Annotated in this window: 10 protein-coding genes; all 10 read left to right on the plus strand. The window is 35.8% G+C overall.

All coding sequences use genetic code 11. The annotated features are described in order from the left end of the window. Window positions 1-80 precede the first annotated feature (80 nt). A complete protein-coding gene (locus ACNC7R_RS08315; protein WP_417940465.1) occupies window positions 81-1,958 on the plus strand; it encodes a sodium:solute symporter family protein in 1,878 nt (625 codons plus the stop codon). 445 nt (window positions 1,959-2,403) lie between these two features. Then, window positions 2,404-3,369: a glycosidase gene (locus tag ACNC7R_RS08320; protein ID WP_417940466.1), complete on the plus strand. Its 966-nt coding sequence runs from the start codon at window positions 2,404-2,406 to the stop codon at window positions 3,367-3,369. A gap of 9 nt (window positions 3,370-3,378) precedes the next feature. Next, window positions 3,379-4,446: a carbohydrate-binding family 9-like protein gene (locus ACNC7R_RS08325; protein WP_417940468.1), complete on the plus strand. Its 1,068-nt coding sequence runs from the start codon at window positions 3,379-3,381 to the stop codon at window positions 4,444-4,446. A 49-nt stretch (window positions 4,447-4,495) separates the two neighbouring features. Beyond that, on the plus strand, window positions 4,496-5,641 hold the full coding sequence (locus ACNC7R_RS08330; RefSeq protein WP_417940469.1) for a glycoside hydrolase family 18 protein: 1,146 nt from the start codon (window positions 4,496-4,498) through the stop codon (window positions 5,639-5,641). A gap of 2 nt (window positions 5,642-5,643) precedes the next feature. Further along, complete coding sequence (locus ACNC7R_RS08335; RefSeq protein WP_417940470.1) at window positions 5,644-6,723, plus strand: putative glycoside hydrolase; 1,080 nt, start codon at window positions 5,644-5,646, stop codon at window positions 6,721-6,723. 182 nt (window positions 6,724-6,905) lie between these two features. Further along, complete coding sequence (locus tag ACNC7R_RS08340; RefSeq protein ID WP_417940471.1) at window positions 6,906-7,928, plus strand: isoaspartyl peptidase/L-asparaginase family protein; 1,023 nt, start codon at window positions 6,906-6,908, stop codon at window positions 7,926-7,928. Between the two features lie 337 nt (window positions 7,929-8,265). Continuing rightward, window positions 8,266-10,578, plus strand: coding sequence for a beta-N-acetylhexosaminidase (locus ACNC7R_RS08345; protein ID WP_417940472.1), 2,313 nt, complete (start codon window positions 8,266-8,268; stop codon window positions 10,576-10,578). A gap of 39 nt (window positions 10,579-10,617) precedes the next feature. Continuing rightward, window positions 10,618-12,468: a glycoside hydrolase family 35 protein gene (locus tag ACNC7R_RS08350; RefSeq protein WP_417940473.1), complete on the plus strand. Its 1,851-nt coding sequence runs from the start codon at window positions 10,618-10,620 to the stop codon at window positions 12,466-12,468. A 258-nt stretch (window positions 12,469-12,726) separates the two neighbouring features. Next, window positions 12,727-14,211 carry an alpha-L-fucosidase gene (locus ACNC7R_RS08355; RefSeq protein ID WP_417940474.1) on the plus strand — a complete coding sequence of 495 codons (1,485 nt, stop codon included), beginning with the start codon at window positions 12,727-12,729 and terminating at the stop codon, window positions 14,209-14,211. 11 nt (window positions 14,212-14,222) lie between these two features. Continuing rightward, window positions 14,223-16,466 carry a GH92 family glycosyl hydrolase gene (locus ACNC7R_RS08360; RefSeq protein ID WP_417940475.1) on the plus strand — a complete coding sequence of 748 codons (2,244 nt, stop codon included), beginning with the start codon at window positions 14,223-14,225 and terminating at the stop codon, window positions 16,464-16,466. Window positions 16,467-16,478: the final 12 nt, after the last annotated feature.

Here is a 16,478-nt window from a genome sequence, read left to right on the forward strand (position 1 = left end):
AAACCATAAACAAAAAAACTCAGGACTAAACACTAATAACTCAGGACTAAAAAAAGAACTAACCTAACAACAAAAAATTAATGGATATTATTGACGTATCAATCATCGTAGCTTATATTCTGCTCTCAGTAGGTATAGGAATCTGGATTTCAAGAAAAGCATCAAAAGGACTAGATGATTATTTCCTCGGTGGAAAAACAATTAAATGGTATTTCTTAGGTCTGAGCAACGGATCAGGAATGTTTGATGTTTCAGGAACTTCCTGGATGATTGGGGTTTTGTTTTTATACGGAGTAAAAAGTTTTATGTTCATGTGGCTTTGGCCGATATGGAACCAGATTTTCGTCATGATGTTCCTTGCCGTTTGGATCAGAAGATCAAAAGTTATGACGGGTTCTGAATGGATTTTAACGCGTTTTGGAAGTGACAAAGCCGGAAAAGCATCTCATATTATTGTAGCCATTTTTGCAATTATATCCACAATTGGTTTTATTGCGTATTTCTTTGAAGGAATCGGAAAATTTGTAACGATAATCCTTCCGTGGGATTTGACACTTCATTATGGCGATATGATTATATTAACATCAGAACGTTCTTATGCCTTGTTAATTATTTTTCTAACAACCATTTATACCGTAAAGGGCGGAATGTTTTCTGTAGTGGCAACAGAAGTGGTACAGTATTTAATTATGATTACAGCCGGAGTTTTAATTGCGGGTTATGCATTCCTTAATTATACAGACATTCAGATTAATTCGATTATTACACCAGAATGGAAAAACGTCTTTTTCGGATGGCAGTTTGAAACCCAATGGAGTGATAAGTTTCAGACTTTTAATGATTTAATTGATTCAGAAGGCTACAAAATGTTTGGTGCTTTCATCGGAATGACTTTATTCAAAGGATTTTTTGCGAGTGTGGCAGGACCAACTCCAAGTTACGATTTACAAAGGGTTCTTTCTACAAAATCGGTTAAAGAAGCGGCTTATATGAGTGGTTTTACTAATCTTATTTTGTTTATTCCCAGATATTTATTAATTACAGGAATCGTAGTAATTGCGTTAGTAAACCTGGCACCGGAATTAAACGCAAATACAGGATTAACGGGAGCTGATTTAGAATTGTTAATGCCAAAAGTGGTGAATTTATACATTCCGGTTGGAATTAAAGGAATTCTTTTAGCGGGTTTATTAGCTGCTTTTATGTCGGGATTCTCAGCATTTGTTAATGCAGGGCCGGCTTATATCGTAAATGATATTTATAAAAAATACTTCAAACCGGTTGCTTCAAATGCACATTATATTAAAGTAAGCCAGATTTCGTCTTTCCTTGTAGTGGGTTTAGGTGTTTTCATGGGATTCTTTGCAGATTCTATCAACTCTTTAACGCTGTGGATTACAAGTGCTTTATACGGTGGTTATGTCGCAGCCAATTTCTTAAAATGGATTTGGTGGCGTTTTAACGGATGGGGTTACTTCTGGGGAATGTTTGCTGGTTTAATCATTGCTTCATTACAATTTATTTTAGGAATGAACAAAGCCAATTTAACCGAAGGTTCTTTCTTGTACGATTTATCACAAGTTCAGGCGATTTACCTGTTTCCATTAATATTCGGATTCTCAATTTTAGGATGTCTTTTAGGAACGTACTTAAGCCAGCCGACAGAAATGGAAGTTTTAAAATCGTTTTATTCCAACGTAAGACCCTGGGGATTTTGGAATCCGGTTTATAAACAATTAAAAGCTGAAGATCGGTCTTTCGAAAAAAACAGTGATTTCTGGCTGGATATGATGAATTGTGCAGTTGGAATTGTGTGGCAGTCAAGTATGATCCTGCTTCCGATATTCTTCATCATCAGAGATTATCCAAAAGCAATAACAGCCCTGATTGTGTTTTTAGTAACGACAACGATCTTGAAATTTACCTGGTTGGATAAAGTTCGCAGAATAGAAGATTAGAGAATTAGAAAATTTGATAATTAGTCAATTAGAAAATATAAAATGCAGGATAGCTTTGTCAAAGTCTTAAACGTTCATTTTGTCATTTCGACAGAGGAGAAATCACACGCGTAACTCGACAAAGATTGACGTCACAGCTTGTCATTCCGAAAAACGAAGAATCTTCACGAGAAACTCTACAAAGATTGACGAATTTCTAAGTGGAGTCACTTACGAAGATCCTTCCTTCGTCAGGATGACAAGATTGAGAGAATAAAAAAATTAAACACATAGAAACATAGGTTTAAATGTGTTTAAAAAAGAATACAAAAAGAAACTAGTTTCTAAACACATAGCTATGTTTGTTAATGCAAGTGAAACGCCTTTATGCGGTTTCAAAAACTATGTTTGTATGTGTTTAAACAAAAAAGATTTACAATAAAACAATAAATAAAAAAACAAAAAAATGAGCAGTATTCCTTGGCAAGACAGACCAGAAAACAGCAATGATGTAATGTGGAGATATTCTGAAAATCCAATTATTGACAGATACGCTATACCATCTTCAAACAGTATTTTTAATAGTGCCGTAGTTCCTTTTGGGGACGGATTTGCAGGTGTCTTCAGATGTGATAACAAAGCAGTTCAAATGAATATTTTTGCCGGTTTTAGTAAAAACGGAATCGATTGGGAAATCAACCATGAACCAATTGAGATGAAATCAGGAAATACCGAAATGATCGAATCTGCTTATAAATACGATCCGCGTGTGGTTTTTATCGAAGATCGTTACTGGATTACATGGTGTAATGGTTATAATGGACCAACAATCGGAATTGGCTATACTTTTGATTTTAAAGAATTTTTTCAATGTGAAAATGCCTTTTTACCCTTCAACAGAAACGGCGTTTTATTTCCACAAAAAATAAATGGGAAATATGCCATGTTAAGCCGTCCGAGTGATAACGGACATACGCCTTTTGGTGATATCTGGATCAGTTACAGCCCGGATATGAAATACTGGGGAGAACATCGTCTGGTGATGAAACCAACTCCTTTTGAAGACAGTGCCTGGCAGTGTACAAAAGTGGGAGCAGGACCAATTCCTATTTTAACTAATGATGGCTGGCTAATGATCTACCACGGGGTGATTAATACCTGCAACGGGTTTCGCTACGCAATGGGATCAGCACTTTTAGAGGTAGATTCACCCGATAAAGTAAAATACAGAACACAGCCTTATTTGTTAGGACCAGCAGAACTTTATGAAATGGTTGGCGATGTACCCAATGTAGTTTTTCCATGTGCTGCTTTGCATGATACTGAAGAGGATAAATTAACCGTTTATTATGGTGCAGCAGATACGGCAGTAGCAATAGCTTTTGGAAAATTGAGTGAAGTGATTCAGTTTACAAAAGATAATAGTTTATAAAAAATAAGCATGTTTTTAAAAAATCAATGGTTAACAATTGTTTTAGTTTTTTCTTCGATTGCAGTGTTTTCACAATTGAAGAAAAATACTATTGTGCCTAAAACCTATACAGCGAATAAAATTACAAAACCAATTGTAATTGACGGAGATGCATCAGATCCGGCTTGGAAAAATGCACAGTGGACAGATCTTTTTGAAGATATCGAAAACGATATTAAACCAAAATATGCAACAAAAGTTAAAATGCTCTGGGATGAAAACAATTTTTATATTTTAGCAAACATAGAAGAGCCGCATGTTTGGGCCAATTTAAAACAGCGCGATACTATTATTTTTTACAACAACGATTTTGAAGTTTTTATTGATCCCGACGGCGACACTTTTAATTATTATGAATTAGAGATAAATGCATTAAATACAGCCTGGGACCTGTTTTTGTCAAAACCGTATAGAGAAAATAATGTTGTATTAAACGACTGGGATATTCCAAGGCTTAAATCAGCGGTAAAAATCAACGGAACACTTAATAACCCGAATGATACTGATGGAGGTTGGGTGTTAGAAATGGCAATTCCCTGGGCATGTTATAGAAAATCGTACAACGAAAATAATGTGCCAACAGATAAATTCTGGCGTGTAAACTTCTCAAGAGTAAACTGGCAGCATTCACTTGTTGATGGTAAATACGAACGCAAAAAAGGGGCAGACGGAAAATTTCTACCGGAGTACAATTGGGTCTGGTCGCCAATGGGAGTCATCAATATGCATGAACCTGAAAAATGGGGCTATGTTTATTTTTCTTCAAAAGAAGAAGGGAAAGACACTTTTACAATTCCGCAGGACGAAAAAGTAAAATGGGAACTTTATAATTTGTACAGGGCTCAAAAAGAATATTATCAAAAAAATAAAGTCTGGGCAAAAGCATTAACAGTTTTAACGAAAGAAACGATCAAAGTCGATGGTAAGGTTTTAAAACCTATCTTAGAAAATCATTCTTCGGGATATAATATTTTGGTAAAAAGCCCATTTTCAAATCAAACTTTTATCATCAAAGAAGATGGTGAGTTTTTAAAATAAAAAACAATTAAACAATTTATCAGAAATGATTCATTTTAAGCAACATCCTATGGCAATTAAATCCGTTTTTTTAGTCCTGATTATGAGTGTTTTTTTTGCTTGTTCATCATTAGAAAGAAAACAAAATCAGCCCAAAGAGGATTTAAAAATAATTGGATATGTTGCAGGCTATGAGAATTTTGACCCGGCAAAAATTGATGCGGGTAAGCTGACTCACCTTAATTATGCCTTTGCTAATATTGTTGACGGAAATGTTCAGTTTGAACTAGCTACAGATAAAGCGAAAATAGAAAGCGTAATGGCGCTTAAAAAGCAAAATCCGGGTTTAAAAATATTATATTCTATTGGCGGCTGGGTTTGGTCAGATCAGTTTTCAAACATAGCGGCTTATGCCCAATCAAGAGAAAAATTTGCTAAAAGTGCTGTTAAACTAATGAAAACGTATGGTTTTGACGGAATAGATATCGATTGGGAGTTTCCCGGGCAACGTGCAGAGGACAACATTTTCAGACCTTCAGACAAGGAAAATTTTACTCTATTGTTGAGCGAATTACGCAAACAATTAGAAATCGAAACGAAAATAAATAATCAACATTACTTGCTTACAATTGCAGCAGCAACAGATCAGGAATATATGAACCACACTGATTTGAAAAAAGCACATCAATATCTTGATTTTATAAATCTGATGTGCTACGATTTTTATAATGGCTGGTTTTATCAAACAGGACACCATGCTAATTTATATCCTTCAAAAGAAGAAAAATTTGGAGGAAACAGTATCAGTGAGTCGGTAGATAGATTCTTCAAGGAAGGTGTACCTGCCAACAAGCTTATTGTAGGAATCCCTTTTTACGGAAGAAAGTGGGAAAAAGTAACACCCGAAAATAATGGTTTATACCAGTCAGCCTTAACAGGAAGTGCTATTGTGGCATACGGGGAAATTACGGCAGCATTAAAATCAGGAAAATTTAAGGAATTATATGATGATTCGGCAAAAGCATCTTATTTATGGAATGCTCAGGACAATATTTTTATTTCTTATGAAACTCCAAAAGAAATTGCCTTAAAGACTGCATTTATTAAACAGAAAAAATTAGGCGGTGCTATGTTTTGGGAATATAGTTTAGACAATAATCAGGAATTATTAAACAAACTGTACCAAAGTGCAAGTCTAACAAAACAAAGCAATTAAGTATGAAACTACCAAAACTATTACTTTTTTTATTGGCACTTAGTATTTTTTCATGTGCAAAAAAAGAAGAACAAACCACTTTTAAATTCGGAGTCTGGACAACGGCAGATGCTAAAAAATCTGATGCTGATTATACAAAAGAATTTAAAAAATACAAAGATGGAGGAATCGATGAGGTATTAATCAATACGGGAACTGATCCAAAACTTTTAAAAAGAATAGTGCCTTTAGCTACAAAAGAAGGTCTAAAAGTGCACGCCTGGATTATGGCGATGAACAGACCAGGAGATTCTGTTGCATTGCAGCATCCAGAATGGTATCAGGTGAGCAAAGAAGGAAAATCCTGTTTTGATAATCGCCCTTATGTCGATTATTACCAATGGCTTTGTCCTACAAGAAAAGAATCTAGAAATCACGTTTTGCATTTAGTCGAAGAACTGGCAAAAGTTGAAGGAATCGAAAGTGTTCATTTAGATTACATTCGTTTCCCGGATATCTTTTTACCAATCAGCTTATTGCCAAAATATAATCTGGTTCAGGATGTAGAATTACCGCAATTTGACTTTTGTTATTGTGATGAATGTGTAAAAGCATTCGAAAAAATCCACCATAAAAATCCAAAAGAGAGCCATAATACTTCCATCGATATGGAGTGGAAAAACTTCAGGCTAAATGCAATTAAAGCCGTTGTGGACGATGCATATAAAATTGCACACCAACACAACAAACAATTAACAGCGGCCGTTTTTCCTTATCCTGAAATGGCAGATCACATGGTGCGCCAGCGCTGGGACAAATGGAATATCGATGAGGTTTATCCGATGATTTATCATAGTTTTTATGATGAAGAAATTGACTGGGTGGGTTACGCCACAAAGCAAGGTGTTGTAGATTTAGAAGATAAAAAGACAAAAATCAATACAGGAATTTATATTCCGGGATTGAAAAACGATCAAGAGTTAAAAGAAGCTATTTTACTGGCAAAAGAAAACGGAGCTGTAGGAGTATCTTTCTTCGATGGAAATGCTTTATCTGAAAGCAATTTAAAAACGATCAAAGCAACTAAAGAAAGTTTAAAATAGTATTTTTAAACACATAGAAACATAGGTTTAAATTGGTGTCAAAAGAAAATGCAAAAGAAACAAGTTTTTACACATAGTTATGTTTATTAATGTGAGTGAAAAGTATTCTATAACATTTCAAAAGCTATCTCTATGTGTTAAACAAAAAATATTTAACTGTTCCATTTTAAAAAGTAAACAGCATGTCAAATAGAAGAGATTTTATCAAAAAAGCAGCTTTAGGCGCAGCAGCCTTAAGTTCAGCTGGTTTTAACGGATTTGCGAAAGAGAAAGATGAAAAAGAAGAAGTTTTAGAATTTTCTTCAAAAAAAGTAAAAAAGCCAATTATCATTTCCACATGGAATCATGGACTACCGGCCAATCAGGAAACATGGAAACAGCTTAAAGCCGGAAAATCACCTTTGGAAGCGATTGAAGCCGGAATGAAAATTCCTGAAGCAGATCCAAACGTAAGAAGTGTAGGTTATGGAGGATATCCTGATCGAGAAGGAAAAGTAACCCTTGATGCCTGTATTATGGATCACAACAGTAACTGCGGTTCTGTTTGTTTTCTTCAGGGAATTAAACACCCTATTTCGGTCGCCAAAAGAGTTCTGGAAAACACGCCTCATGTTATGTTAGCCGGGCAGGGAGCTTTACAATTTGCTTTATCAGAAGGATTTAAAGAAGAGAATCTTTTAACTCCAGAATCAGAAAAAGACTGGAAAAAATGGCTGGAAGATTCAAAATACAAACCGGTTATTAATATAGAAAATCACGATACCATAAGCATGCTAATGTTGGATCAAGACGGAAACCTTTCGGGAGGGTGTACCACCAGTGGTGCTGCCTGGAAGATGCACGGTCGCATCGGTGACTCCCCAATAATCGGCGCGGGTCTTTTTCTGGACAATGAAGTAGGAGCTGCAGCAGCAACAGGTTTAGGTGAAGCCGTAATCAGAACTGCTGGTAGCGCTATGGTAGTCGAATTAATGCGTCAGGGAAAATCACCTTATGATGCCTGCAAAGAAATCACAGAACGTATTTACAACAAACATAAAAAACACAAAGACATGGAATACCTACAGGTTGGTTTTATTGCTTTGAATAAAAACGGTGAACATGCTGGTTTCAGTTTGCGATCTGGTTTCAATTTTGCTGTTTCTGATGATGAAAAAGGACACAGAATGGAAGATGCGAAATTTAAAATGTCTTGGGATAAATAATATGATTGCGTTGGATGGATTAAATCCATCCCTACAATATGTTTCGAGCCTAAGGCTCTTTCGTTAAAAGTTCCAGAGGAACGAATTATTTCGTAGCAACGGATTTTAATCCGTTGAAGAGATTAAACGCAATATTTGTCATTTCGAGGAACGAGAAATCACACTCGGGATTCGAAAAAGATTGGCGACATTCTGAGCGGAGTTTCTAGTGTGATTTGCTTCGCCGATACGCTATCGCTAGAGTCTCCTTTCAGTCGAAATGACAAACAAAAACTAAAGAACGACATCTCTAAAAGTAGCTTTATAAGTAAATGTTAGAGAAACCAAAAAATAAATAATGAAAAAATTACTATTCCTATTAACCCTAATCGCTTCAGTTTTCTTGTCTAATGCGCAGAAAGTGTACACGGAAAATGATATTCGTATTATTCCGAAACCGAGTCAGACTTTTATTAAAACGGGTGTTTTTGAATTTACAAAAGATACAAAGTTTGTAGTAAACGGGGATTTCCAAAAAGAAGCTGCAAATGTTTTAGCTTCTAAATTTGAACTTGCAGCAGGATGGAAACCAGAAATGACAACAAAAACGCCAGTAAGCAATTTTGTTCAGTTTAAAGTTGACCCGAACTTAAAAAATGAAGCTTACGTTTTAGATGTAAATCCAACCAGCATTGTTATTGCTGCGAAAGGAAATGTTGGTTTTATGTATGGTTTAGAAAGCGTTAGACAGCTACTTCCAGAAGAGATTGAGAGTAAATTTGTAATCACCACCGCGAAATGGGAGATTCCAAGTGTAACGATTACAGACGAACCTCGTTTTAAATGGAGAGGTTTAATGCTGGATTTATCACGTCATTTCTTTGATAAAAATTATATTCTGACTACAATCGATCGTTTGGCAATGCACAAAATGAATGTTTTACATTTGCACTTAGTTGACGACCAAGGCTGGAGAATCGAAATTAAAAAATATCCAAAACTAACAGAAGTTGGCGCTTGGAGAGTAGATCAGGAAAATTTATCATGGAATGCAAGACTTCCAGTAACCGCAGATCAAAAAGGAACTTATGGTGGCTTTTTTACTCAGGAAGAGTTAAAAGAAATTGTAAAATATGCCGCATCAAAAAATATTGAAGTTATTCCGGAAATCGAAATGCCGGCGCACGTAAGCAGTGCCATTGCATCTTATCCTGAACTGGCCTGTTTTGATCAGAAAATAGGTGTTCCGTCAGGAGGATTATGGCCAATTACCGATATTTATTGTGCAGGAAAAGAATCGACTTTTGAGTTTTTGCAAAATATAATTGACGAAGTAATTACAATTTTCCCTTCAAAATATATTCATATTGGTGGCGATGAAGCGACTAAAACCAATTGGGCAAAATGTCCGCACTGCCAGAAAAGAATTAAAGATAACAATCTTAAAACTGTAGAAGAATTACAAAGTTATTTTGTAAAACGAATCGAAAAATACATCAACTCAAAAGGCAAAAGAGTAATTGGCTGGGATGAAATTTTAGAAGGTGGTTTAGCTCCTGAAGCTACTGTAATGAGCTGGAGAGGAATGAAAGGCGGTATCGAAGCTGCAGATCTAGGTCACGATGTGATTATGACACCTGAAACTCCTTGCTATTTCAACTTTTATCAAGGTCCGCAAAACGAAGAACCATTGGCTTTTGACGCTTACAATCCGTTAAGTGAAGTGTACAAATTTGATCCTGTAGTTTCGACTATGACACCTCAGGAAGCGGCGCACGTATTAGGTGGGCAAGCCAATTTATGGGCAGAACATATTAAAGAACCAAAAGATTCTGAATATATGATTTTCCCTAGATTAGCGGCTTTATCAGAAACGTTATGGAGTCCCAAAGAGAAACGCAATTGGAATGATTTTACAACAAGATTGTTTTCATTGTTCAAACGTTACGATTATTTAGGAATCAAGTATGCGAAGAGTGCTTATTTGGTAACGGCTTCTTCAACAGCTGATTTGGCTAATAAACAAATTAAAGTAGAATTGAAAAACGAGTTTCCTAATCCAGATATCCGTTACGTTTTAGGAGATAAAAGCATCGATCATCATGCTGTAAAATATGTTGCTCCAATTGAAATCAAAGAAACAACTGTTTTAAAAGCTTCTTTATTTCAGGATGACAAACCAGTAGGAAAAACGTATACTGATACCCTTGTTTTCCATAAAGGTTTTGCTAAAAAAGTAAAATACTTAACGCCTTACAATCAGAGTTATAAAGGAGATGCGAATACAATGGTAAATACAATCAGAGGGAGTAAAAATTTCCATGACGGACAATGGCAGGCTTGGTTAGTAAATGACATGGAATTGGTAATTGATCTTGAAAAAACAGAAAGCATAGAACAAGTGTCAGTTGGAACACTAGAAAGCCAGGGTGCAGGAGTTAATTTTCCTATCGAAGTTAAAGTTTTCATTTCTGACGATGGATTTAAGTACAGACAAGTTGGAAAAATAACGCGTCCGTATGCTGTAAATGCAGTTCCGGAATTGAAGGATTTTAAAATCAATTTCCAAAAACAAGATGCACGTTTTATAAAAGTAATTGGAGGCAACTTAAAGAAAAGTCCAAAAGGAGAAAGTTCTTGGTTGTTTGTCGACGAGATTGTGGTGAATTAAATATTTAGTTTATAAATGTATAATCTGGAATATAAAAGAATGAATAAGATATTATTTAAGCTCGGGATATTATTGATTGGGTTGATGCCGTTTTTTACAAAGGCGCAAACGAAAGGATTTTCTATAGCTAATGGAGAATTTCAAAAAGATGGAAAAATTGTAAAAATACATTCAGGAGAAATGCACTATGAGCGTATTCCTAAAGAATATTGGAGACACAGACTGCAAATGCTTAAAGCTATGGGATTGAATACCGTAGCGACTTATGTGTTTTGGAATTATCATGAAATAGAGCCAGGTGTATGGGACTTTAAAACAGGAAATAAAGATTTGGCAGAGTTTTTACGTATTGCTAAAAGTGAAGGATTGTATGTAATTCTTAGGCCAGGCCCGTATGCATGCGGAGAATGGGAATTTGGAGGATATCCTTGGTGGCTCCAAAATAATCCAGATTTAGTAATTCGTGCCCATAACAAAGCATTTTTAGAAGCTTGCAAAACGTATCTGGAACATTTGTATGAGGTGGTAAAAGGAAATTTTGCTAACCAGGGAGGCCCTATTATCATGGTTCAGGCTGAAAATGAATTTGGTTCTTATGTTTCTCAAAGAACCGATATTAGCGCTGATGATCATAAAGCATACAAAACGGCAATTTACAATATGCTTAAAGAAACTGGGTTTCCAGAGCCTTTTTTTACTTCTGACGGTACTTGGTTGTTTGAAGGCGGTGCTGTGGAAGGCGTGCTTCCAACTGCAAATGGAGAATCAAATATAGAAAATTTAAAAAAACAGGTTGATAAATACCATAAAGGTCAGGGGCCTTACATGGTCGCAGAGTTTTATTCTGGCTGGCTGGATCATTGGGCAGAACCATTTATTAAAATTGGATCAGAGGAGATTGCAATTCAAACTAAAAGGTACCTTGATGCAGGTGTTTCTTTTAATTATTATATGGTACACGGTGGTACTAATTTTGGATTTACCTCTGGAGCAAATTATAATGAAGAAAGTGATATTCAGCCTGATATTACAAGCTATGATTATGATGCGCCTATTAGCGAAGCAGGTTGGGCAACACCAAAATTCATGGCTATTCGTGACGTAATGCAAAAGTACTCTAAAACAAAATTAGCGCCGATTCCAGAAAAAATACCAGTTGCAAAATATCCTAATCAGCTTATCAAATCGAGTATGGATGTTTTAACTTGGATAAAAAAAGAAAAAGCGGTTGTCAATGACCAGCCCTTAACATTTGAAAAATTAGGTCAGGGGAATGGATATGTTTTATATCGCAAACTATTTACACAGCCAATTTCAGGCAAATTGAAAATTGAGGGATTGAGAGACTTTGCTACAGTTTATATAAACGGAGTTAAAGCGGGTGAATTGAATAGAGTTTTCAAAAATTACGAGTTGACCGTTTCTATTCCTTTTAACGGTATTTTAGAAATTCTGGTTGAAAATATGGGCCGTATTAATTACGGAGCCGAAATTGTACATAATACGAAAGGTATTATTTCTCCAGTATTCATTAATGAATACGAAATTAGTGGTGGATGGGAAATGTATAAAATGCCGATGAGTGAAGTACCAGTTATTAAAAATGAAACGATAAAATCAGAACGGCCAGTTTTATATGAAGCTGCGGTAAATATCGATAAACCAGCTGATACTTTTCTTGATATGACCAATTGGGGAAAAGGAATTGTATTTGTTAACGGACACAATCTTGGTCGCTACTGGAAAGTAGGACCGCAACAAACGCTATATGTGCCAGGCTGCTGGTTGAAAGCGGGCGAGAATAAGTTTGTTGTATTGGAACAGCTTAATGAAAAAAAACAAAAAGAATTAACTTTTACAGACCAGCCGATACTTGAAAAATTAAATTAAGATGAACCCGTTGGGTTAAATTAGAAAATACAAACATTTTAACACATAGAGATATAGCTTTTTGTGTCGAAAAAAGAAAATGGAAGAAACAAGTTTCCACACATACCTAAGCTATGTGTATTTAAACTAGTGAAACGCCTTTTTCAAGTTTACATAATCTATGTTTCTATGTGTTGAAAATAATTTCACCCAACGAGTTAAGATCACCTATTAAACAAAAAACAAGAGAATAAATAAAACCTAATAAATAGATTAAAGATGAAAAGAGGAATATTCATTGTCGTCCTTTTATTTTCAGCTCAGTTATTCGCTCAGGCGATTTATGAAGATGAAAGATACGTACCAGAAACAGATCCGGCAGTATTAAAAAACTTAGACGAATGGCAAGGTAAAAAATTTGGTCTGTTAATGCACTGGGGAACTTACAGCCAGTGGGGTATTGTAGAGTCTTGGTCTATCTGCCCAGAAGATTACGGATGGTGCGAGCGTAAAAAAGGAAGTAATCCATCTAATTATAATGACTATATTAAAGATTATGAAGGATTAAGAAAAACGTTTAATCCGGTAAAATTTGATCCTGAAAAATGGGCTAAAGCAGCGAAATATGCCGGAATGAAATACATGGTTTTTACAACAAAACACCATGACGGTTTCAATATGTATGATACTAAATATTCTGATTACAAGATTACGAGTAAAGATGTCCCATTCCATACAAACCCTAAAGCAGATGTTTTAAAAGAGATATTCAATTCTTTTAGAGGACAAGGAATTTCAACTGGAGCTTATTTTTCTAAACCAGACTGGCATAGTGAATATTACTGGGATCCGTATTTTCCACCATTCGACAGAAACGTAAACTACGATCCATCCTTATATCCTGAAAAATGGCAGAAATATGTTGATTTCACGCACAACCAAATCTTAGAAATTTTAACGAACTACGGTAAAGTTGATATCTTATGGTTAGATGGTGGATGGGTGAGAAAAAGAGACCAGGTGAATATCAAAGAAAACTATGACGAGAAATTTACGGAGAACGAATCTAAAAACGGTTTCATCAAACACAGAGTAGTTGATCAGGATCCTAAAATGGATGAATTGGTGATTAAAGCGCGACAAAAACAACCAGGATTAATTGTGGTAGATAGAGCGGTTCACGGTAAAAACCAAAATTACTTAACTCCAGAAGGACGAGTTCCTGCTAAAACGTTGCCTTACCCATGGGAATCTTGTATTCCGGCAGGTGGAGGATGGTCATATTCGCCAGGTGCTGAATACATGACTGGAAGACAAGGTATTCACATGTTAATTGATATCGTGGCAAAAGGTGGAAACTTGTTATTAAACGTGGCGCCAAGCCCGGAAGGAGAATGGGATAAGGGTGCTTACGACTTATTACAGGCTTACGGAGACTGGATGAAAGTAAACAGCACAGCGATTTACAACACAAAACCAATCGAACCTTACAAAGAAGAAAACATTTGTTTCACACAAAATAAGACAGGAAATGTATTCGCATTTTATTTAGCTAAAGAAGGAGAAGATAAAATTCCTGCAGAAGTTACTGTAAAATCGATCAGCCCGAAAAAAGGAACAAAAATGACCATGTTAGGGTCTAAAACTTCTTTAAAATGGACAAAAGAAGGAAACGGATTTAAAGTAATTATTCCAGAAAGCTTAAGAAACAATCTTCCTGCAAAAGAAGCGTGGACTTTAAAAATCGAAGCGATCAACAGATAAGAAGGAAACCTATGGTTTTACATACCACAAATAAATTTAAAACAGCATGTATTTTGTACGTGCTGTTTTTTAGCATAACCATTTTTGCGCAGCAACCAGCTGATTTTGTCAATCCGTTTATTGGAACATCAAATTACGGAGCGGCGTTTCCAGGCCCAATTGCACCAAGGGGAATGGCAAGTATAAGTCCGTTTAACGTGGCTGGAGTAAAAAATACACCAATGGAAAAAGATAGTCAGTGGCTTTCGAATCCGTATGTAAATGAGAATACTTTTTTAACAGGATTTAGTCAGGTTAATTTAAGCGGTGTAGGTTGTCCAGATTTAGGCGTTATTTTAGTAATGCCAACAACAGGAGAAGTAGAAATCGATCATTTAAAATACGGGTCAACTTATTCTGATGAAGTTGCAAAAGCCGGATATTACAGCGTTAATCTGAACAAGTATAAAGTCAAAGGCGAATTTACCGCTTCAAAACGAGTTGGAGTCAGCAGATTCACTTTCCCAAAAGGGCAATCTAATGTTTTATTAAATCTTGGTTTAGGTTTAACAAACGAAGAAGGAGCGATGATAAGAGTCGTTTCTTCGACAGAGATTGAAGGAATGCGTTCTGTTGGTTCATTTTGTTACAATAGTCCGGAAGATGCTTATCCGGTTTATTTCGTGGCTAAATTTTCGAAGCCTGCCGATAAATTTGGTGTTTGGAAAAAACCTGCGAAATATAACGGCGTTGAAGCACAATGGATGGAGTATAACGGCAAAGCGAGAATGATGGATAATACGATCAAAACGGTTGTGGGCGATAGTATTGGAACTTATTTTTCGTATAAATTAGACAAAGAAGAAACCATTGAAGTTAAAATTGGGATTTCGTATGTAAGCATCGAAAATGCCCGCGAAAACTTAGCAAAAGAAGTAGGAAACAAATCGTTTGAGGCTGTTTATAAAGAAACGTACAACGAATGGAATGATGAACTTTCTAAAATTTTAGTCGAAGGCGGTTCTCAAGACGACAAAACGATTTTTTACACGGCTTTATATCACACCTTAATTCACCCCAATACTTTAAATGATTTTAACGGAGAATATCCAGAAATCAAAAGAAAAAAAATGGGTAAAACCGATGGTACCCGTTATACCGTATTTTCATTATGGGATACGTACAGAAATTTGCATCAGTTGATGTCGCTGGTTTATCCGCAGCAGCAATCGAATATGGTAAAAAGTATGATCGAAATGTACGATGAAAACGGCTGGTTGCCAAAATGGGAATTGAATTCAACTGAAACTTTTACCATGGTTGGAGATCCGGCAAGTATTGTAATTGCAGATACGTACCTAAAAGGAATTCGTGATTTTGATGTTCAGAAAGCCTACAAAGCGATGTTAAAAGGAGCAGACCAAATCGAAAATAATCCGCTTCGTCCGGGATTGAAAGACTATATCGAAAAAGGATATTTAACAACAGATGATAAAGGGCCTGTTTCGACCACTCAGGAATACAATATTTCAGATTATTCGATTTCACTTTTAGCGACTGCATTAGGGAAAAAAGCCGATGCAAAACGTTTTAAAGACCGTTCTTTATCCTACAGAAAATTATTCGATAAAAAACTCAATTTACTTCGGCCAAGAATTGCCAACGGAAATTGGTACGAACCTTTTGACCCGGCTTCTGGAGCTAATTTTCAAGAAAATATTGGTTTTATCGAAGGAAATGCCTGGCAATATGCTTTTATGGTTCCTCACGATATCAATGGGTTAAAAAAATTAATGGGCGGGGATAAAGTATTTTCGGCACAATTGCAGAAAATATTCGACATGAAACAATTTGATATGGCAAATGAGCCAGATATCGCAAATCCATATCTGTTTAATTATGTGAAAGGCGAAGAGTATAAAGCTCAGGAAAATGTAAAAAGATTGGTTAAAGAATATTTCCAAAACAAACCGAAAGGACTGCCTGGGAATGACGATACCGGAACCATGTCGGCCTGGTTAGTGTATTCGATGATGGGAATTTACCCAGTTTCTCCCGGAGATCCAGTGTACACGATTACAACACCAATGTTTGATAAAGTAACGATCAAATTAGATCCAAGATATTATAAAAAGGAAAGTATTGTGATTGAAAAAGAGGTCAACAGCGATGGAAAAATCAAAGCAATACAACTAAACGGAAAACCACTAAACGGTTATTTTATTTCGCACGATGATTTTGTGAATGGAAAAACGTTGAAAGTAATCCAAAATTAAACTCTCACAACT

This window comes from Flavobacterium adiutor, from assembly GCF_048282555.1.
Lineage (GTDB): Bacteria > Bacteroidota > Bacteroidia > Flavobacteriales > Flavobacteriaceae > Flavobacterium.

What these genes read in the sequence shown, in the direction of transcription:
- ACNC7R_RS08315 (WP_417940465.1), top strand. Translation starts at nt 81, where the DNA reads ATGGATATTATTGACGTATCAATCATCGTAGCTTATATTCTGCTCTCA.
- ACNC7R_RS08320 (WP_417940466.1), top strand. Translation starts at nt 2,404, where the DNA reads ATGAGCAGTATTCCTTGGCAAGACAGACCAGAAAACAGCAATGATGTA.
- ACNC7R_RS08325 (WP_417940468.1), top strand. Translation starts at nt 3,379, where the DNA reads ATGTTTTTAAAAAATCAATGGTTAACAATTGTTTTAGTTTTTTCTTCG.
- ACNC7R_RS08330 (WP_417940469.1), top strand. Translation starts at nt 4,496, where the DNA reads ATGGCAATTAAATCCGTTTTTTTAGTCCTGATTATGAGTGTTTTTTTT.
- ACNC7R_RS08335 (WP_417940470.1), top strand. Translation starts at nt 5,644, where the DNA reads ATGAAACTACCAAAACTATTACTTTTTTTATTGGCACTTAGTATTTTT.
- ACNC7R_RS08340 (WP_417940471.1), top strand. Translation starts at nt 6,906, where the DNA reads ATGTCAAATAGAAGAGATTTTATCAAAAAAGCAGCTTTAGGCGCAGCA.
- ACNC7R_RS08345 (WP_417940472.1), top strand. Translation starts at nt 8,266, where the DNA reads ATGAAAAAATTACTATTCCTATTAACCCTAATCGCTTCAGTTTTCTTG.
- ACNC7R_RS08350 (WP_417940473.1), top strand. Translation starts at nt 10,618, where the DNA reads ATGAATAAGATATTATTTAAGCTCGGGATATTATTGATTGGGTTGATG.
- ACNC7R_RS08355 (WP_417940474.1), top strand. Translation starts at nt 12,727, where the DNA reads ATGAAAAGAGGAATATTCATTGTCGTCCTTTTATTTTCAGCTCAGTTA.
- ACNC7R_RS08360 (WP_417940475.1), top strand. Translation starts at nt 14,223, where the DNA reads ATGGTTTTACATACCACAAATAAATTTAAAACAGCATGTATTTTGTAC.